Raw genomic sequence first — 18,645 nt, forward strand, 5'->3', positions numbered from 1 at the left:
CACTCGCGGCGTACCGCCAGACAAGCCGCCGCACGCTGACGAGAACCGGCCCACGCGTGCAAAAAAACGCCCCGGCAACGGATTAGGCCGCATAATTGAGCCGATTGCGCACCTCCCGCGCCAAAATCCTGCACCTTTTTGTCAATCTTCATGCCCAGCGACACGCCTCCGATCGTCCTCACCTTCGGCCTTTCCGACCCCACCGGTGGCTCCGGCCTGCAAGCCGACCTGATGACCCTTGCCAGCATGGGCTGCCACGGCGTTTCCGTGCTCACGGGCTACACCGTGCGCGACTCGGCAAGCTGCGACGAAGTCACCGGGCTCGACCCCGAAGTCGTCGCGACTCAGGCGCGGATGCTGCTCGAAGACATGCCGATCGCCGCGTTCAAGGTCGGCGCGTGCACGCGCGCGGAAGTCGTGAGCGCGATTGCCGAAGTCGTCGCCGATTACGACGACATTCCGCTGATTCTCGCCCCCGACTTCACGCTCGACGACGAACACGTGCTCGCCGCCGACGAACTGCGCGAAGCGATCGCCGATCTGCTCGCGCCGCAAACCACCCTGCTAGTCGCCGATTCGGCCACGCTTCTCGCGCTCGCGCAGCCGGATGGCGACGCCGAAGCGCCGAGTCTGGACGCCGCGATCTCGCATCTGCTGTCGCAGGGCTGCGAATACATTCTGTCGACGGAAACTGGCACGCACCGGCTCGTCAATACGCTCTTCAGCGAAGACGGCCAGCTGCGCCAGGACATGTGGGACCGTGGCAGCCATCGGATCATGGGCCTGACGGATACGCTCGGGTCGGCGATCGCGGCGCTGCTGGCCAATGGCCAGGAACCCGCGGAAGCAGTGCGCGAGGCACAGGAATACCTGTATCAGGCGGTGCGCAATGCGTTCCGGCCGGGCATGGGCGCCTATATGCCAGACCGCTTCTTCTGGGCGCGCAGCAGCGACGACGAAGCGCCACCTGCCGCTGGCAAAGACGCTGCGCCGGGCGAAGCGCGGCACTGACTCCTCACCGCGCCGCGAAAACGGCATGTATCAAACCCGCATTTATGCGGGTTTTTTTATTCCAGGTTCCGCTTCTATCGATCTAGCATAAATTCTGCTTGCACAGCATTACCGAACGCTGTATCGCGTAATTAAACGTTACAACGTGGTGGTAGGCGCCACGCTAGACTTGACCATTCACGAACTTGACATATGTCCCCATATGCCCTTTCCGATTTTTTTCATCCATCCTCCGAAAAGCGGCGGTTCGACCGTCATTTCGTTTTTCGATCTGAATATGGGTAAAGACCGGTTCGTGAATTTTGTATGGGATCAGGACGGTTGGGGAAGCTGCCGCGCCAAACTGCTGGAAAACGGAATCGGCGGCGGCCATCACCCGTTTGGCATCCACCGGGCAATCAAGCACCCGGTGCGCTACTGCACCATTCTGCGCGAACCGCTCGCGCGCCAGATATCGCATTACTGGTATGCCGCGAGCGGCAAGAATGGGGAGGTGAAGCGGGGAGTGAGCGTGTCGATGCCCGAGGCCCTCGTCCAGCAAGGCGCGATGTCCCTCGACGAATGGGTCGGTGAATCGCTTGCCGGGAAGAATCTGTTTGTCCAGATGCTGAGCGGTCATCCCGTGCTCAACGAAAGCAGCCTTGCGCTCGCGCAAAGCCATCTTCGCCAGCATATCGGCACGGTCGGCCTCTGCGAGAACATGAGCGAATTTCTACTTCGGCTCGCCGGTATGAGCCGATTGAAATTACCGTTTTATTTCGAAGCCAATAGAACGATCGGCGCGCCAAAAGGCGACATTCCTTTAAGCGATGCAGCCAGACAAAAGTTTCTGGAAGACAATCATCTCGATTACGAACTCTTTCACGACGCCAAGCGGCTGATCCAAAACCAGGTGGATGAAGCGGGCCACGTCTTTTCGAATGCGCTGGAACTGGTCCAGGTTATACAGAAGGAAATCAATCGGCTTGAAAACCCGCACATCTACAGTTCGATGGTTTTCGGCTTCGACGAAGCGTTCCTCGCCAAAGTCAAGAGCGTCATCGGCCGATTCGACCTGGCGCCGATCAATGCCTACCTGGAGTTCGCGCAAAGCCGCCAGCCCGTTCTCGCGGACATGTTCGAAGGCTTCGTCGATACGGTTCACAACGGCGCGGTGACCGGCTGGGCCGTCAATCTCAGCCGGCCGGAAGAAAAAGTGCCGCTCGAGGTTCGGCTGGGCGACGAGGTCGTCGCGAGAGGCTGGAGCGGCGAGTCGCGCCCCGACGTGGCTGGCGCAGGCTACCCGAGCGCCCACAGCGGATTCTCCATTCCGCTGCCGGCCCATGTTCAGGGCGGCTTTCACGTTGCAATCGCAAATTCGCCCGAGAGCCTGAACAACGCGGGAATCTGGCGGCAAGGCTGGCACTGCGCCTGAGCGCCGAGGAACTCACCATGGAACAGCCCCACACTTTCGTGCAACGTTGCCACGGCGCCATCGGCACTCAGGACCGCATGCGCATCTTTCGTCAAAGACCGGTCACGGTCTGGCTCACCGGTCTATCCGGAGCGGGCAAGTCCACGATCGCCTTCGAACTGGAACGGCAACTCGTCGGCTTGGGCCATGCGTGCTACGTGCTCGACGGCGACAACGTCCGCCACGGCCTCGCTCGCGATCTCGGCTTCGACAGGAAAGATCGACACGAAAATATCCGCCGCGTGGCGCATGTCGCTCAACTGATGAACGACGCGGGCCTCATTGTCATCACCGCACTCATCTCGCCGATGCGTGAAGACCGGACGATGGCGCGCGACATTGTCGGGCGAGACAAATTTATCGAAACCTATCTCTGCGCGCCGCTCGATACGTGCGTACGGCGCGATCCGAAAGGCCTCTACGCGAAAGCCTTGTCCGGCGAAATCAGTTCGTTTACCGGCGTGTCGGCCCCTTATGAAGCCCCGGACGACCCCGAGCTTCACATCGATACAGCCGCGCTGACGCCGGCAGAAAGCGTCGCACGTATATTCGCCCACTTGCGCGAGAACTCGCTGGCGACGGCCAGCCAAGAAGCCGGCGCGTAACAACACAAGCCTGCCACCCTTTTTTCACTCGGCTCAAAAGAAAAAACCCGCATTTCTGCGGGTTTTTTCTTTTGAGAAGCACGCCTTGCGGCGCACTTCCCCATGCGCTTCCAACCGGGCCTCGCAAGGAGGCCCAAGCGAAATTACATGTCCATGCCCATGCCGCCCATGCCGCCGGGCATGCCGCCAGGCATCGGTGCATCGTCCTTCGGCAGTTCGCAAACAGCTGCGTCGGTCGTCAGCAGGAGACCAGCGACCGATGCTGCGTTTTGCAGCGCCGTGCGCGTCACCTTCGTCGGATCCACGACACCTGCGTCAACCAGGTCGACGTACTCGCCGGTTGCTGCGTTGTAGCCGTAGTTGCCTTGGCCAGCAGCAACAGCTGCCACCACGACGCTCGCTTCTTCGCCACCGTTCGTGACGATCTGGCGCAGCGGCTCTTCCATCGCGCGCAGCACGATCTTGATACCTGCGTCCTGATCGGCGTTAGCGCCCTTCAGGCCGGCGATTGCCGTACGTGCACGGATCAGCGCGACGCCGCCGCCAGCCACGATGCCTTCTTCCACAGCTGCGCGCGTTGCATGCAGTGCGTCTTCGACACGTGCCTTCTTTTCCTTCATTTCGACTTCGGTCGCAGCGCCGACCTTGATCACTGCAACACCGCCAGCCAGCTTGGCAACGCGCTCTTGCAGCTTTTCACGGTCGTAGTCCGACGTTGCTTCTTCGATTTGCGTGCGAACTTGCTTCACACGTGCTTCGATGTTGGCAGCTTCGCCAGCGCCGTCGATGATCGTCGTGTTTTCCTTGCCCACTTCGATACGCTTTGCCTGGCCCAGTTCAGCCAGCGTTGCCTTCTCAAGCGTCAGGCCGGTTTCTTCAGCGATGACCTGACCGCCGGTCAGGATCGCGATGTCTTCCAGCATCGCCTTACGACGATCGCCAAAGCCCGGAGCCTTCACAGCAACCGTCTTCAGAATGCCGCGGATGTTGTTGACAACCAGCGTAGCCAGCGCTTCGCCTTCGACGTCTTCAGCGATGATCAGCAGCGGACGGCCAGCCTTCGCGACTTGCTCGAGTACCGGCAGCAGATCACGGATGTTCGACACCTTCTTGTCGTGCAGCAGCACGAACGGGTTCTCGAGCACAGCAACTTGCTTGTCCGGGTTGTTGATGAAGTACGGCGACAGGTAGCCGCGGTCGAATTGCATACCTTCGACAACGTCCAGCTCGTCTTGCAGCGACTTGCCGTCTTCGACGGTGATGACGCCTTCCTTGCCGACCTTGTCCATCGCTTCAGCGATACGGTCGCCGATCGACGAATCGCTGTTCGCCGAGATCGCGCCGACTTGAGCGATTTCCTTGTTGGTCGTGCACGGCTTGCTGATCTTGCGCAGTTCTTCGATCGCAGCTCCAACAGCCTTGTCGATACCGCGCTTCAGGTCCATCGGGTTCATGCCCGATGCGACGTACTTCATGCCTTCACGGACGATCGACTGAGCCAGAACCGTTGCGGTCGTGGTGCCGTCGCCTGCGTTGTCGCTGGTCTTGGAAGCGACTTCCTTGACCATCTGCGCGCCCATGTTCTGGAGCTTGTCTTTCAGTTCGATCTCTTTTGCGACCGACACACCGTCCTTGGTGACCGTCGGGCCGCCGAAGCTGCGTTCCAGGACAACGTTGCGGCCCTTGGGACCCAGCGTGACCTTCACAGCGTTCGCGAGAATGTTCACGCCTTCGACCATCTTGGCACGGGCGGAATCACCGAATACGACGTCTTTAGCTGCCATCTTCTAACTCCTTGAAATCTTTGGATATGACCGGGAAAAGTAGCGGCTTTGCGCTTACTTCTGCACCACGGCCATGATGTCTTCTTCGCGCATCACGAGCAGTTCGTTGCCATCGACCTTGACGGTCTGGCCTGCGTACTTGCCGAACAGGACGCGATCGCCAACCTTCACGTCGAGCGCGATTGCGGCGCCCTTGTCGTCACGCTTGCCCGGGCCGACTGCGAGGATTTCGCCTTGATCCGGCTTTTCCGCTGCGGCTTCGGGGATCACGATGCCCGACGCGGTCTTGGTTTCTTGATCCAGACGTTTGACGATCACGCGATCATGCAAAGGACGAAGGTTCATACATACTCCTCTCTTGATTGAGACTGAAGAACGCTGAGAAAACCCGGTTGACCGAGCCAACCGGCGATATTGTTAGCACTCTCGTGCAGCGAGTGCTAATTATATGGACGGGTGGTGACAAATTCAAGAAGGATGGCGCGGCATTGGCGAGATTCACTCCACGTGGGGTTTCTGTGCGCCTGGGATCGCCCCCCGCGTCGCAGAAAAAGATTGAGCACGGTGGAATAATTTCCTTCAAAAACAGCGATCTGCCCGCATTTGCCTGCCCGTTGCTAGTCGGGCCTTGCTGATCCGCGAACGGCCGCTCAGCGGGACATACACCGAACTATCTGCGTATGAGCGGTGACCAGGGAATACCCTTGACGTGCAAATAGTCGAGCAAAACGCCATCCCGCCTCAGGCGCGTCGACCGTCTGCCCTGTCATCGCAGCCGGCTCTTTCAGGGGCTCCGTTCTGGAAACGGTCCGCACGAAAACCTTTGGGTCGCCACCTCGCCGACGAAACGAAATCGGTCTCACACCCGGAAAAGTGACTTTTCGTCCTGCCCCTTACGCTGACCTACGTCCACGCCCTTGCGCTCTGCGATCCCAGGCAAGTCAGCTCGCAGTCACAGCGATCTGCCCGAACCGAGCGAGTGCCCCTCCTGCGACATAGGATGCATCTGGCTCGCCAACTAACGACAACAAGGCAAGCACCCTGTCCAGCGTGCGCGAGCCATGAGGTAGGGAAACGAAAGCGCCGACCGTACAACGAATCTTCTCGCGAGTACCTTCGCTCGTAAATTTCGCCACAGCGGATTGAATCTCCGGCGGCGATTCGAAAGATCCATCCTTTAACGCCACATACACCCGAACCTGGCGATCAACCTCTATCGCCAATCGATACGACGGACCGCCTTGCTCGATAAGTACTCCAATTAATCGCGAACTTCGCCGGTTGTGCAGAATTGCAAGAATCCTCAATTCGTTGTCCGCGCAAGGGCGCACGAAATACGCCGCGCACTTTTCAGATTCCGCTTGCCCGCCTTCCCCGTCGTCCTTCACCCCGGGTTGCACTGCGTCTGTTCAACCACGCCAATATCGCCGTGCCTTGAGTCGCCTTCGAGCAGCCACCGCCAGCAGCTCGAACTCGAGCGCGTACCGTGCACGCCTTGTCTTGCCTGTCACCGTTCTTCTCCTTGCTTGATTTGATCTGCTCAACAGCAGACTCGTTTTCCCACGGCACGCTCATTCCGACATCCGTCTATCCGGGTTTCAGCGTGCGCTATCAGACAGAGCTATGGCTCACGTGAGGAGAAGATCACCCTGCGCCAGTGCTTCCATCTAAGGAAGGTCTGCAAAAGTCCCGCATTTGATGATTGCACTTCGATGATTTTCATCACCGAAGAATCGATTGAAAACGGGCCATGTGAACACGCATTCAGTTGGACAGTTCCAACTCGCCTACCAATCTCGATAACGGGATCAGACATATGAAAGACATCGTGCATATCACGGAAGCCTTCGGAGGGGGGGTTCTGTCGATGCTGACCGAGCTTTCCAATCGCGCCGCGGAAGCGGGGGCGAATGTATCCGTGATTTACTCGTTACGGCGAGAAACGCCTGCAAACTTCGAAAGTCTGTTTCATCCAAAAGTAAAGATGACCCACGTATCGATGTGCAGAGAGATCAGTTTCAAGAAAGACTGGTCCAGCCTGCTCGCGCTGGTTCAAAATTTACGTGACCGTAATCCGCAAGTCATCCACCTTCACTCGTCGAAAGCAGGTGTTCTCGGGCGAGCCGCGGCCAAAATAGCGTCCCCTCACGCCAAAGTATTTTATTCACCGCACGGCCCCGCTTTTCTCCGGCGTGATGTATCGCCTGCGAAACAGTACACCTATTTGAGCTTTGAACGTCTCGCCAACTTCATTGGCGGAACGATCGTTGCATGTTCACGTAGTGAACTTCATGAAATCAAAGGCCGGGTTCACGCACACTCGTCCATCCTGATCGAGAACGGCGTCGATATCGATGAAATCCCGCAGCGCTGCAAACGAAGCGACGACAAGGTGATGATCGGCATGACGGGCCGCGCTTCGTTCCAGAAGAACCATGAGGTGTTTCTCAAGCTGGCGAACGAATTTCGCGATCCCTCCGTGAGCTTTATGTGGATCGGTGGGACCGAAGAAGAAGTGCCCGACGCGTACCGCGGCGACGCGGTCACGTGCAGCGGCTGGGTCACCCGTGCGCGCGCATTGGAGCTGATGTCACAACTTGACGTCTATGTTCAGACGTCACGCTGGGAAGGAATGCCGATGGCGCTAATCGAAGCACAAGTCGCGGGTATTCCCGCGGTGGTGACCAACGTTGTGGGCAATCGCGACATTGTCATTCATTGCGTTACCGGCTTTGTGGCGTCCAACGACGAAGAGTTAGCGAAATATCTCGCTCTTCTGCGTGACAACCCGACGCTTCGTCAGCAAATGGGTGCCGCAGCGAGAAAGCGGGCTATGGAGCGCTTTTCAATGGACCTGATCTTTCGCGAATGGCAACTGCTTTACGGCTTGGCCGACGAGCGCATTACCCGCAATGAGCCGCTGATCGTTGACATCGCTCATCCGTATGACGTCAATAGCTAACCGGAGATCACGGTTGAAAAACATGCAACCTGCCGCACCCTCATTCATCTACAACGGTCGCTTCGCTACTCAGAAGACGACCGGGGTACAGCGCGTGGCACGTGAGCTGATCGCGGCGCTTGGACACCTACCGGACAATGGTGGCGTCACCCTTGTCGTTCCGCCGCAGCCGGAATTGCAGTCCGTGGCTGGCACCCATTTAGTCAAGATCGGCTTTGGAAAAGGCGTGTTCTGGGAACAGCTCGTGCTTCCCCTATTCGCGGGCCGGCATCGTATTGTCAATCTCAGCAACTCGGCCTCGATCTTTCGTCTGAATCAGGTCATCTACATGCACGACGCGGCGGTATTCGATGTGCCGGCGCATTTCTCGCGACGCTTCCGTGCATGGTACCGATTCATGTTCTGGATTCTGGCGCGAACGTCGAGCTGCGTGGTGACCAATTCGGATTTCTCGCGGCAGCGCCTTGCGCACCATTGCGCTGTGCCGGCCGAACGCATCAGCGTCGTTCCGCTTGGGGCGGATCATCTGGATGCGATCACACCCGACGCAAGTGTTTTGCAGGAACACGGCCTCGTGTCGAAGCGTTTCGTCCTTGCGGTCAGCAACATGAACCCCACCAAGAACTTTGGCCGCATTCTCGAATCCTTCCGCCAGCTCAATGATCCTTCGATTGATCTGGTGATCGTTGGCATGAAGAACGCGAGCGTGTTCGGCGAGGTTCAGGACATGCGAGCGATCGCGCCCAACATCAAAGCCGTGGGGTATCTCAACGACCAGAAGTTGAAGGCCCTGTATCAGCATGCGCACTGCTTCGTTTATCCGTCTATTTACGAAGGATTTGGCATTCCACCGCTCGAGGCCATGCGCTGCGGCTGCCCGGTTATCGTGGCCCGCTCTTCGGCACTACCGGAGACGTGCGGCGACGCAGCGCTCTATTGCGACCCCTTCTCTTCAGAAGATATTGCGGACAAGATGCGCACGCTGCTCTCTAAGCCCGACATCAGATCGACCATGATCGAGCGTGGTTATTCGCACGCGGCCAGATTCCGCTGGGACACAAGCGCCGAGATGCTCCGGCAAGTCATCAATCGATCCTGGCGCAACCCATGAAGGCGCTTTGAAGTCTGGCGGCCGGCCTTCGCGCTCAGTCCGCTCGGCGTGGCCGCCGGGCCTATTCAGAGTTTAAGGAGAACATCAGTGAGGTTGGGCATTTATTGCGATTCGGGTGTCAACGGCGGTCACGAAGAAATGCTCAAGCGACTGATTCTCGCGCTTGTGCAGTCTCCGGGAATTGTCAGCTTTCATATTCTGGTACCGACCCAGAATAAGCCAATGTCCGATTTTGCCAGCGACATTGCGGCCCAGCATCGCCAGGTCGTCGTCACCCCGCTGCCTTTCACGACCGAGTCGATTCACGGCAATCCTCTCGCGCTACTGGCGACGTCATGGAGCACCGCGGCCAAATTGCGCGCGCTGAATCTGACGAAACTGGTGATCGCTCAAGGCACGATCGTGTCGGCAATGACCGGTTTGCTTGCTGCGCGACTGGCTCGCACGACGGCCGTCAGCTACATTCCACTAATAGATGATGCCGCGCAAGCGGGCGCGCCCATTGCCGAACGCGTCAAATCGCGCGTTAAACGCGCGTTATACCAGCTGCCGCACCAGTACATCACGCTCAACGATCATCTGCGCGAAAAACTGCTGAAGCAGGCGCCAGACACGCCCGCCGCGATTCTCGAAAACTATGTCGACAATCGATTCAGCCGTTCCACGCTTACCCGTGAAACGGCGCGTAGCTCACTCGGTTTGCCGCGAAGCGGAAAGTTCATTTGCGCGCAGATTGGCCGGATTCACTTTCAGCATAAACGGCAAAGCTTCCTGCTCGCCGCCATCGAGAAGCACCCCGATGCCTTTGCGAATAGCATTGTGCTAATCGTCGGTGACGGCCCCGACGCGGATAAGTTACAACAAGCTGTGAAAGGAAGCGAGGTTCTGTCGCGTTGCGTGCGCATCATCGGCCCGCAAGCCGACGTGCTGCCCTACATCCTGGCGAGCGACGTCGTCGTGTTGCCCTCGGCCTATGAGGGCGTGCCGCTTGTGATGATCGAGGCCGTGCTGGCCGGGCGCCCTATCGTGGCATCGCAGGTATCGGCACTCAGCTCTTACCTGCCGGCCGAATTGCTGTTTCCTGTTCACGATCACGACGCGTTCGTCGAAAAGATCTTTTCGGCACCTGCCTATCCGCTGTCCGGCCTGACGGATTCTTTCCGGGTGCGATTCTCTCGTGAAGCGTTCGATGCTCAGGCGCAGGAAGTGTTACTGCAGCCCGTGCCGCAACGTCGCGTTGCGGCCCATCTCGAGCACAATACCGCGGATCTCGGTACAAAGTAGCGCGCTCAGGTTCAGCAGAAACGTTGTATCGAAGGCCATGGCACCAAGCAGCAATCTCCACGGCCTCGATTATGACGACATCATGTCGTGATAATCGAGGCCGTTCTGACTTGCCGGGCGCAGTGCTGCTTCCTGTTCACGATCGATCAGAACGTGGTTCGTCGAAAGAGTCTATTCCGCACCCACCACCGCCCCGTTCTCCGAACTGGCGGATTCTTTCCGGATGAGGTTCTCTCGAGAAGCGTTTGACGCCCAGGCGCAGAGAGTATTACTGCAGCCCCTGCCGCAACGCCACGTTGCGGACCATTTTGAGCACAATGCCGCGGATCTCGGCGCACAATAGCGATCGGTCCAGCAGGAAGGTTGCGCCGAAAACCACCGCACCCAGCGCAATCTCCAGAACCAGCTTTACGCCAGGGTGCACAGACCCGTGCAGCAGGCCGGACGCGATCCAGACGCTCGCCACCATCGGCACGGTCATTCGCAGCGGAATGAAGCAGGCATTGAGATATTCGCCGAAACTCGGACCCAGAACGCGCTTGATCAAGAGCAGATACATCGGCAGAAACGCGATCACTTCGACCGCGAGTAACCCAAATGCGACGCCTAGTGCACCACCCATATAAGCGCCAACGATAATGGCGGGCACCATCGTCGCGGTTTTCGCCAGGTTGAACCAGAAACTCAGCCTGATCTTCCCGGTCGCCATCATCAGCGAGGTGACTGGATGGCCTATGGAGCGGAATGCCCCCACCAGACAAAGCACTTGCATGATCGGTGTAATCCAGAGCCATTTCGCACCGAACATGCTCACGACAAAATCAGGGCCCGCGATCAGAAGCCCAAACACGAGCGGAAAGTTGAACATCGCCATGAAACCCGTCAGCTTGAAGTAGTTCGTACGAAGCTTCGCCGTGTCGTCCTGGATGATCGAAAAGACCGGAAAGAGTACGCGCGTGAAGAACGGGTTGAGCCGCGCCGGAAAACCGACGGCGCAATTGTGTGCGAGGTTGAAGCCCCCAAGCGTTGCCGCGCCTAACGCCCGGCCCGCCACGATGCCGCCGAAATTGAAGTTCAGGTAGAACACCATCGCGTCCATGGCCTGGAAGACGCCAAAGCCTAGATACGACCTCGTGTCCGCAAGTCGGAATCGCCATGCGGGTTTGTGCAGCTTGCGCCCGCTTACATTGAGCATGAGCGTACGACATGCCGTTCCGGTCAGTGCACCGTAAATCGGAGCGTAGGCGCCATAGCCGCGCATCGCGAAGACAAGCGTCGTGACGAACAACATCAGCGTGGACGCAACCTCGATCTTCGAGAGCATATTGAACATCAGCTCCCGCTCCATCAGCGACCGGTACTGCAAACCATGCGGCGAGATGAAGAACAACAGTGCACCGAGACCCATCAGCGACTTGAGCTCGGGCTCCGAGAAAAACCACGCCGCGAGACCGCTTCCGGCAAGCAAGACCCCGCCAAGGACCGCACCGAACATGACATTGAGCCAGTACAGCGATGACAACTCCTGCGTGGTCACGTTCTTACGCTGTACGATCGCCGTGCTCAGTCCCATGTCGAGAAACATGTCGGCCAGCGTCGTGAACAGCGAAACCATACTCACCAGCCCCAACTCGGCCGGCCTCAGCAAGCGGGCCAATATGGCCACCTGCACGAACTGTACGCTGACCGTCAGGATCATCGACGTCGCCGACCACTTCGCCCCGGAAATCGCTTTTTCTCGTAGTGACATTACTTTCCTATCGTCCAAATACCACAGGGCAGCACCGGCGCACGCGTATTCGGAAAAAATAGATCAGCGGGTTGTAGGAGCGTGTGCCCAGACCTGACTGGCGGTCCACCAGTATCAGGTCCGGGTCGGGTTCAATAGCGCCGGCCGCCTTTCAGGCCGTACTCGTCATTCTCGCCATATCGCGACGGCAGAAAGCCGTTGAAGATATGTCCACCGACGTTTGCACCGACGTTCGCCAGACGCTGAAGCGTTTCTTCCAGCTGGCGGGAACCGGTATGGTCGGCGCGCGACACGAGCAGAACCAGATCGCAACCTTGCGCCGCGATCGTCACGGCATCGCTCACCGGAAGAACCGGTGGCGAGTCGATCACCACGAAATCGTAGGTTTCGCGCAGCGTGCTGAGCATTTCCCGGAAAGCGGGACTGCTGAGAAGTTCGGCAGGATTCGACGGATAAGCGTCGCCCGCTCCCATCACCGACAGATTGGTTCCATCCTGCCTCACGATCGCTTCGTCGAGCGTCGCCGTTTTCTTGAGTACTTCCGCCAGTCCGGGCCCCGCGGGGTCCTGCTGCAGACGGCCCAGTTTCCCCTGCCGCATGTCGCCGTCGATCAGAAGAACCGATTCTTCGGTTTGCGACAACAGGTAGGCGAAGTTTGACGAAACAAAGCTTTTCCCCACGCCTTGTGTCGGGCCGGTGAACAGAATCACCTTGTTGGTCCGCTCGCTGCTGACTTTCGCAAGCATGGCTCGCACGCTGCTCGGCAATGCACGCAATGCTTCGACACTCGGATCTCGCGGACTGCTCACCGCGAGCAGTTTCATCGGTTGATCCTGATTGTTGCGCGAGTCGCTAACGCCGCGCAACTGCGCCTTGGAACGCGCGACCACGGCGAGACGCGGCAGGTCGGAAACGTAGTCAATTTCCTGCGGCGTACGGAATTCCCTGCGCTGAAGCGACACGAAGTGAACCGTGACCGTTGCCGCAAACAACCCGCCGAGGAACGAACCGAGCAGGATGATCGCCTTGCGCGGCCACGACGGCTTCTCCGGCGCAACGGCCCAGTCCATGACGTTCACGCCGGACGCAGTACTCGCTGCCGCTACTTCGAGCTGCTGAATGTTGGCCAGCACGCCGGTGTAAATCTGCTTGTTGATGGAGACATCGCTGGACAGTCTCACGAATTCGCGCTGGGTGGCCGGCAGATTCTTCGTGAGCTCGCCGGTGCGCGAAATCTCGCGGCCCACCTGCTCCAATTGCTGAACCAGTCCTCTGTACGTCGGGCTTTCCGGACCGAAGAGCTGACGCTTGTCTTCGAAGTCGAGTCGCAACTGCGCCTGCCTTTCAACGAGCCCGTTCATACGCGAAATGAGCGATGCGCCCTGTTGATCCATGTCGATGGCCTGATTCTGCGTCCGAAAATCATTCAGGCGGTCTTCCGCGGTCTGCAGTTCAGCCTTCAGTTTCGGCAGCCGCTCGCTCAGGGTTTGGAGTTTCATGTGTGCCTGAGCAGCGCGATCGTCGACATTGCGCTTCACGAAAGCATTGACGATCGCGTTGACCATCCGTTCCGCGCCCATCGCCGAAGTCGCCTGATAGCTCAACCTCATCATCGACGAGTCCCGCAACGACGTATTCTGGGCGGTTACGGCAGTCTTCAACCGACTGCTGACGTCTTCATAAGCCGCTTGCGGCGACAGCCTGGACAGCGAGAACTCGATACCCGGCCGCGCGCGCAGGACGTCGATCCGCAGTTTGCCCGACGCGGCTTCATCATCGTTCGTGACCTGGAAAGTCGCGGTTTCCCCGACACGGCCCTGGACAAGTTGATGGCCGTCCTTGTCATACAAGGTCCAGTTGCCGTCTTCACCAGTCACCACGCGAAACTTTTCGCCCAGCGCGGCGTCAGGCACCTGGAAGATCCCGGGCTTTAGTTGCTCGCCGCCCCAGGCGAACCCGCTCAGCCCCAGAAACGGCTTCCTCAACCGGTTGCCGGCAGCATGGCGCGATGCGAAATAGCGGCCGATCAATGGAAAGTAACTTTCCGTTTGCACAACCGTATCGCTCCCCGTTGCCGCGATTGCTTCGCCGACAATCGTGCGCGAACTCAGCACATCGGTTTCATCGTCGGCGGACTGGTCGGCCGACATCGTTCCCGATACGTCGGACAGCGCGCTGATCGGAGCGCCTGGCTTGATCTGCACACGCAGCAGCGCGTCAGCCCGGTATTGCGGCGTCGCGCTCAGAATGTACAGGCCGCCCGCCAGACAGCACACGCCGACAATTGTTGAAAATAGCAACTTGTGTCGGGCGATGCTTCGCCAAAGGCCGGAAAATCCGTCGTTTTTGGCGGGAATCATGCCCATTGGCGACTGCCCGATGTATGAACTCATTTTATTTTCCGCGATAAAAGACGAGGGTGACCTCGTTAGAACACACAAGCTTCCACTTTCCAGACTCGGGTCCAAGTGGAACTGCCCGGGAACTTCCATTCACGCCGTATATGTAACGCTACGACGGCACGCTGACAAAAACCGGCCCCAGCGTTTCAGGGACTGCAAGCAAATCTGTCGGCGTCAAAACCTTGCCATACATGTCAGTCACGACTGCACGACGCGGCAACTGCGACACGTCCAACTTCAATGCATCTCCGTCGTCATAGGACCAGAGCACATATTTCACCGTGCCCGCTCTGGTCCCTAGTTTGAGGACGATATATCTCTCGTGTTCGTTGATGAAGTACTTCGCACTGGTTGCATCGGCCGTAAACGAGAACAGATACTTCGATGCGTCATAGGCCGGCAACCTGTTGTTGTTCTCATCCAGCAGACCGAAGTTGTGCTCCTGATTCGTTGGGCTCGTACCGTCGTTGCGCATGTCGTAATAAGCCGTGAGCCCCACTTCGGCGATCCAGTCGACCAGAAATCGCCGCACCGCATATCTCGCCTGGAGCGCACGCGCTTTCGGCGAATGCCCGTTATCGATTCCGGAGACATACTTGTAGCCGTAGCTCGGGTATGACCATTCGGTTGCCCAGATGGCCGGCGCATTCTTGTAGTTCGCCAGGTCCGCGCGCAATTCACGGTAGTCGGCCAAGACCGACTCCGGATCTCGCTGCCGGTAGGGATGCACGCTGATCGCATCGGCGCCACGCAGCGTCGCACTGGAAACATCACCGACGGCCCGAATGAATGCGCGGTTGATCTGCTGCACGCCTCCCGACGCAATCTTGACGTTCGGATTGGCTGCGCGGGCTGCCTTCACCGCGGTCGTCAGCAGGTTCCGGTATTTCGGAGGAGAAGGGTCAGCCAGCCAGTACATTTTGTGATCCTCTTCGTTCCAGACCTCGAACCTTACGTTGGCACCGCGATAGCGTTGCGCTGACTGATAAACATACGTGTAGAACGCTCCAAGCTGACTCTTTGTTGTCGGTGGCTGATCCGGGCTGAACTCATAATGCTTGTAGCCAAGGATAAACAGCACCCCCAGGCCTCTTGCCGCGCCATCCGATACCAGTTTGTCGTATGCGCCGAAATGCCAGCCGTCGGGCGCCTGGACGTCTTCCCAGAAGAGATCCGTACGAACAAAAGAGAAGCCCACGTCTTTCACAGCATCCAGCAAGCGCGTATCGTTGACCTCGTGGATCGCCACACCCGTATCGGCCCGAGCCGCCGCGAACGACGGCAGCTGAACGTACGGCTGTTCGTCTTTCGTTGCCGCGCCGCTCAGGATCACCACCGACCCCGCCGGCATGGCAACGGCTCGAATAGCCAACGAACCTGCGAGCGCAAGCGCCAATCCGACGCAGCCCACAAGGAGAATCACGATCCGACTCGATCGCCTGTCTCTCTGAACTTTCATCTACCCCCCTGGCCGCGCTCGTCGGCTAACCGCACCCCGTCAACGTCAGTTCATTTTTTCGTGTCCGGATCATCGAAACGTCGATCTCCGATGCCTGAGGGACAGCACAAAACCGGGACGCATATGGAAGCGCTGTACGCCCACGCCTAGCCAGAGCGTCTTCGCTGTGACGCCGAAGAAGAGCAGGCAGCCGAGCGATTCAAAGATATCGGTGGTGACCCCGCTGATCAGCAGAAACATCATCATCGTCCACGCAACTCTATCTCTGGAGGCACTGGAGAACAGTATTCTAGATAACAGAGTGGCGAAGATAACCAGTCCAATAACGCCAAAGTTCGCGATCGCGTACAGCGCAATATTGTCTGCATAGCCGATGTTGAAACCGAAGTTGCTGCGGTAGTAATCGGTCGCCGCACCAAAGCCGCCGGGACCAATCCCAAACCAGATCAGGTTCTGGCGGAGCATGCCCTGCAAGAGGAGCGGCCATGTACGCTCGAATCGATCCTGGAACGAGCTGAGCGCACCACCGTCAAACATCGAGTCATTGATCGCCGCCGAGATCACGAACGCAGCGAGCGGTACGAGAAGCGCCGCCGCCGCAGCCCAGATAACGCCTTTGCGGATGGTCTCCAGCCTGCAGAAACGGTCTATTCCGAGGACGATCACCAGCGCAATCAGCGAGGTCTTGTTGGTGGTTGCCCAGATCGAGAGTCCCGCCACCGCGAGCATCATCGAAACGAGACTGAGCGAGCGGAATCGCGGCAGCAGCCAGGTGGTCAGTAGGCCGATCATGAGCCCCGTTGCCGCGCTGTCGCGCCCAAAGCCCGGCAAACGCGGCGCCTCTCCGACGTAGTTCGAATTCGTGACGTGTACCGCCGTGCCGTCCACCATGGTGTTCGCCCCGACCCAAGGCAGCGGATTGAGATAGCCGAAATAGTTCACCAGCACGCCGGCCATACACACGATGGCGATGACCGCGACCGTCATCCGTGCACCGGGCCTCTCGAGAATCGCAAGCGCTTCTGGCGGCGCCAGCATGGTAAAGAACATCGGCAGCATCATCCACGCCCAGAAAATCGCCGCGTTGAGGGTGATGCCATTGAAAAGCGACACGCATATCTGCATCGCGAAGAACAGCAATACGAACACGTGACTTGCCTTGGGACGTCTCAGGACGATGAGCGTGATGCATACGGCCATCATCACCTTGGGCAGATAAATGGCCTGCGGCACGCCTGCCAGCGACGTGTAGTAGCGAATCGCCCCCGACATGACATCGCTCGTCACTCCAAGGAAGAAGGTCAGTATCCAAAGCGGGCCCATCATGAGTTCCCCGCACCGATCGGCGCTGCACGTTCGTCGCGTTCGCGGGCAAGCGGCGCGCTAAGCGTTGCGTTTTCCAGTGAAGCGTCTTGCGCAGCGAGGCCCAGGAAATTCCGCATGACATTGAGCGTAATCCGCGCAACGATGGCGTGGCTGCTAGCGTTTTTATCCATCAGAACGCGGGGCCAATCGGTGGTGCCGCAATTGAACACCTGCCCCGGCTTCGCCCCACCGCCCAGATCGGGTGTAAACACGCCCATTGCAGCGGCGCCACCTACGTCCCAACCCACGAGCCTCGTCGAATTAGCCAGCGTCACGAATCCGTTCGGTGCGGGCGGCACGCCGTCGGCCTCATAGCCGACCAGGCGATCTTCCGCGCCGAACGTCTGCCCGTCCTTGATGTGCGTCCCGGCAAAGACCCAATGGTCCGCGAGCCGCACCGTATAGCCGATCGGCTCGCGTTCGGGTTTGACCCATTTGCGCCTGAGCCGGCTCCAGACACCGTATTTCGCGCCGCCATAGCCGTAGCTCAAACCGAGAAGATTGCTCTCGCTGTAATCCGGCCAGGATTCGGCAAGCCGGTTCATTACTTTGATATTGTTCACATTCGCCTGCGCCCCGAAATCGACCGGCCGGTAGCAGGTATTACCGCTGAACACGGCCAGATTGCCGCCGCCGGCAATGAAACGCGCGACATGGTCGCGCATTGGCTGACTCCAGTACTCATGGTGTCCGACGCTCAACATGCAGCGATATCGCGTCAGATCCAGGTCGGTGGCGCGATGCAGGTCCACATCGGTGTAGAAGTCACAGGCGAAATCGTGCGCGCGCAGCCAGCGGATGAACTTCGCGTCCCAATGCGTGAAATGCTGGCGCGGCGAGCGCCGGTCATAGGCATCGTCAGGATAGCCAAGTTGAGCGCCAAGGCCGCCGCCCGGTCGCAGAAGCGTGACTTTCGTCTGCGGGTGCGTGCGGTGAACCGGGTCGCCGTAAAAGCAGCCGCCGCCGATCGAGTTGTAAGCGTGGTACGTCGCGACCGGCACCACGTACGCGATCGATGCAGCCGGTGAACGGGGTCGCACGATAATGAGCGCCATGCTGTCACTGTCCGGCGGTGCGGCGAAGATCGGCTGACGCGCAATGCAGCGGCGGCCCAGATCCGTCAGCGCTTCGCCGCTCGGGCCGACCTCGTACGCAATCGCTGCATAGGCCCCGCTTTCCATCCCCTCGATATCCGGCTTCACCGTGATCGTCGGCCAGTTCCAGTCCGTGTCGAACCGAACCGGCATGCGCTCGCGCGTCGATTCGAATACGTACTTGCCGTTGATCAGCTTTGCCGTGACGTCCCGCGTGCCCGTCGCGACCACCCCGCCCACGCAGATCATCGACTCCGCGTCCTGTTGCTGATAGATCGCGATCGAGAATCTGTTGCGCGGCTGCACCGCGAGGTCGAAGGACTCGCCGGCGGTGAAAGATGTTTGTAGTGGATAGAGTTGCATGC

The 18,645-nt window shown here is 58.9% G+C and carries 14 protein-coding genes; 6 read left to right on the forward strand and 8 right to left on the reverse strand.

All coding sequences use genetic code 11. From position 1 onward, the window contains the following. Positions 1 to 150: 150 nt before the first annotated feature. The 3 genes from HV770_RS07020 to cysC all read left to right on the forward strand — a co-directional run bounded on the left by HV770_RS07020 (position 151) and on the right by cysC (position 3,069). Entirely contained in the window at positions 151 to 1,011 is an 861-nt protein-coding gene (locus HV770_RS07020; protein ID WP_175158713.1) for a hydroxymethylpyrimidine/phosphomethylpyrimidine kinase, read from the forward strand. Between the two features lie 169 nt (positions 1,012 to 1,180). Next, positions 1,181 to 2,425 carry a chondroitin 4-O-sulfotransferase gene (locus HV770_RS07025; RefSeq protein WP_343048086.1) on the forward strand — a complete coding sequence of 415 codons (1,245 nt, stop codon included), beginning with the start codon at positions 1,181 to 1,183 and terminating at the stop codon, positions 2,423 to 2,425. 17 nt (positions 2,426 to 2,442) lie between these two features. After that, the gene (gene cysC, locus HV770_RS07030) at positions 2,443 to 3,069 is read left to right on the forward strand and encodes an adenylyl-sulfate kinase (protein ID WP_175158714.1); all 627 of its coding nucleotides are present in this window, start codon (positions 2,443 to 2,445) and stop codon (positions 3,067 to 3,069) included. Positions 3,070 to 3,212: 143 nt separating this feature from the next. Here the strand turns inward: cysC and groL are convergent, their stop codons facing one another. The 3 genes from groL to HV770_RS07045 all read right to left on the reverse strand — a co-directional run bounded on the left by groL (position 3,213) and on the right by HV770_RS07045 (position 6,241). Beyond that, complete coding sequence (gene groL / locus HV770_RS07035) at positions 3,213 to 4,853, reverse strand: chaperonin GroEL (protein ID WP_175158715.1); 1,641 nt, start codon at positions 4,851 to 4,853, stop codon at positions 3,213 to 3,215. A 54-nt stretch (positions 4,854 to 4,907) separates the two neighbouring features. After that, complete coding sequence (gene groES / locus HV770_RS07040; protein ID WP_008923887.1) at positions 4,908 to 5,198, reverse strand: co-chaperone GroES; 291 nt, start codon at positions 5,196 to 5,198, stop codon at positions 4,908 to 4,910. 596 nt (positions 5,199 to 5,794) lie between these two features. Continuing rightward, positions 5,795 to 6,241, reverse strand: coding sequence for a hypothetical protein (locus tag HV770_RS07045; protein WP_175158716.1), 447 nt, complete (start codon positions 6,239 to 6,241; stop codon positions 5,795 to 5,797). A 428-nt stretch (positions 6,242 to 6,669) separates the two neighbouring features. Here HV770_RS07045 and HV770_RS07050 point away from each other — a divergent pair, with 428 nt between their 5' ends. From HV770_RS07050 to HV770_RS07060, 3 genes are all read left to right on the forward strand, one after another. After that, complete coding sequence (locus HV770_RS07050) at positions 6,670 to 7,815, forward strand: glycosyltransferase (RefSeq protein WP_175158717.1); 1,146 nt, start codon at positions 6,670 to 6,672, stop codon at positions 7,813 to 7,815. A gap of 22 nt (positions 7,816 to 7,837) precedes the next feature. Then, positions 7,838 to 8,926 carry a glycosyltransferase family 4 protein gene (locus tag HV770_RS07055; RefSeq protein WP_175158844.1) on the forward strand — a complete coding sequence of 363 codons (1,089 nt, stop codon included), beginning with the start codon at positions 7,838 to 7,840 and terminating at the stop codon, positions 8,924 to 8,926. 87 nt (positions 8,927 to 9,013) lie between these two features. After that, positions 9,014 to 10,210 carry a glycosyltransferase gene (locus HV770_RS07060; RefSeq protein ID WP_175158718.1) on the forward strand — a complete coding sequence of 399 codons (1,197 nt, stop codon included), beginning with the start codon at positions 9,014 to 9,016 and terminating at the stop codon, positions 10,208 to 10,210. Positions 10,211 to 10,478: 268 nt separating this feature from the next. Here the strand turns inward: HV770_RS07060 and HV770_RS07065 are convergent, their stop codons facing one another. The 5 genes from HV770_RS07065 to HV770_RS07085 all read right to left on the reverse strand — a co-directional run bounded on the left by HV770_RS07065 (position 10,479) and on the right by HV770_RS07085 (position 18,643). Continuing rightward, positions 10,479 to 11,960, reverse strand: coding sequence for an MOP flippase family protein (locus tag HV770_RS07065; RefSeq protein ID WP_175158719.1), 1,482 nt, complete (start codon positions 11,958 to 11,960; stop codon positions 10,479 to 10,481). Between the two features lie 131 nt (positions 11,961 to 12,091). Further along, positions 12,092 to 14,353 (reverse strand): polysaccharide biosynthesis tyrosine autokinase, encoded by a 2,262-nt coding sequence (locus HV770_RS07070; RefSeq protein WP_175158720.1) that lies wholly within the window; start codon positions 14,351 to 14,353, stop codon positions 12,092 to 12,094. Between the two features lie 118 nt (positions 14,354 to 14,471). After that, positions 14,472 to 15,785, reverse strand: a complete 1,314-nt coding sequence (locus HV770_RS07075) for a cellulase family glycosylhydrolase (protein WP_246290740.1) — start codon at positions 15,783 to 15,785, stop codon at positions 14,472 to 14,474. Between the two features lie 105 nt (positions 15,786 to 15,890). Continuing rightward, a complete protein-coding gene (locus HV770_RS07080) occupies positions 15,891 to 17,147 on the reverse strand; it encodes a hypothetical protein (RefSeq protein ID WP_175158722.1) in 1,257 nt (418 codons plus the stop codon). Then, a complete protein-coding gene (locus HV770_RS07085) occupies positions 17,144 to 18,643 on the reverse strand; it encodes a N,N-dimethylformamidase beta subunit family domain-containing protein (RefSeq protein ID WP_246290741.1) in 1,500 nt (499 codons plus the stop codon). The genes HV770_RS07080 and HV770_RS07085 overlap by 4 nt, the downstream gene beginning before the upstream one ends. Positions 18,644 to 18,645 lie beyond the last annotated feature (2 nt).

This window comes from Paraburkholderia fynbosensis (assembly GCF_902859935.1).
GTDB classification, from domain to species: domain Bacteria; phylum Pseudomonadota; class Gammaproteobacteria; order Burkholderiales; family Burkholderiaceae; genus Paraburkholderia; species Paraburkholderia fynbosensis.

Bases quoted from the DNA above. Each gene is read 5' to 3' on its own strand.
- HV770_RS07020 (WP_175158713.1), top strand. From the start codon at position 151: ATGCCCAGCGACACGCCTCCGATCGTCCTCACCTTCGGCCTTTCCGAC.
- cysC (WP_175158714.1), top strand. From the start codon at position 2,443: ATGGAACAGCCCCACACTTTCGTGCAACGTTGCCACGGCGCCATCGGC.
- groL (WP_175158715.1), bottom strand. From the start codon at position 4,853: ATGGCAGCTAAAGACGTCGTATTCGGTGATTCCGCCCGTGCCAAGATG.
- groES (WP_008923887.1), bottom strand. From the start codon at position 5,198: ATGAACCTTCGTCCTTTGCATGATCGCGTGATCGTCAAACGTCTGGAT.
- HV770_RS07050 (WP_175158717.1), top strand. From the start codon at position 6,670: ATGAAAGACATCGTGCATATCACGGAAGCCTTCGGAGGGGGGGTTCTG.
- HV770_RS07055 (WP_175158844.1), top strand. From the start codon at position 7,838: ATGCAACCTGCCGCACCCTCATTCATCTACAACGGTCGCTTCGCTACT.
- HV770_RS07065 (WP_175158719.1), bottom strand. From the start codon at position 11,960: ATGTCACTACGAGAAAAAGCGATTTCCGGGGCGAAGTGGTCGGCGACG.
- HV770_RS07070 (WP_175158720.1), bottom strand. From the start codon at position 14,353: ATGAGTTCATACATCGGGCAGTCGCCAATGGGCATGATTCCCGCCAAA.
- HV770_RS07080 (WP_175158722.1), bottom strand. From the start codon at position 17,147: ATGATGGGCCCGCTTTGGATACTGACCTTCTTCCTTGGAGTGACGAGC.
- HV770_RS07085 (WP_246290741.1), bottom strand. From the start codon at position 18,643: ATGCAACTCTATCCACTACAAACATCTTTCACCGCCGGCGAGTCCTTC.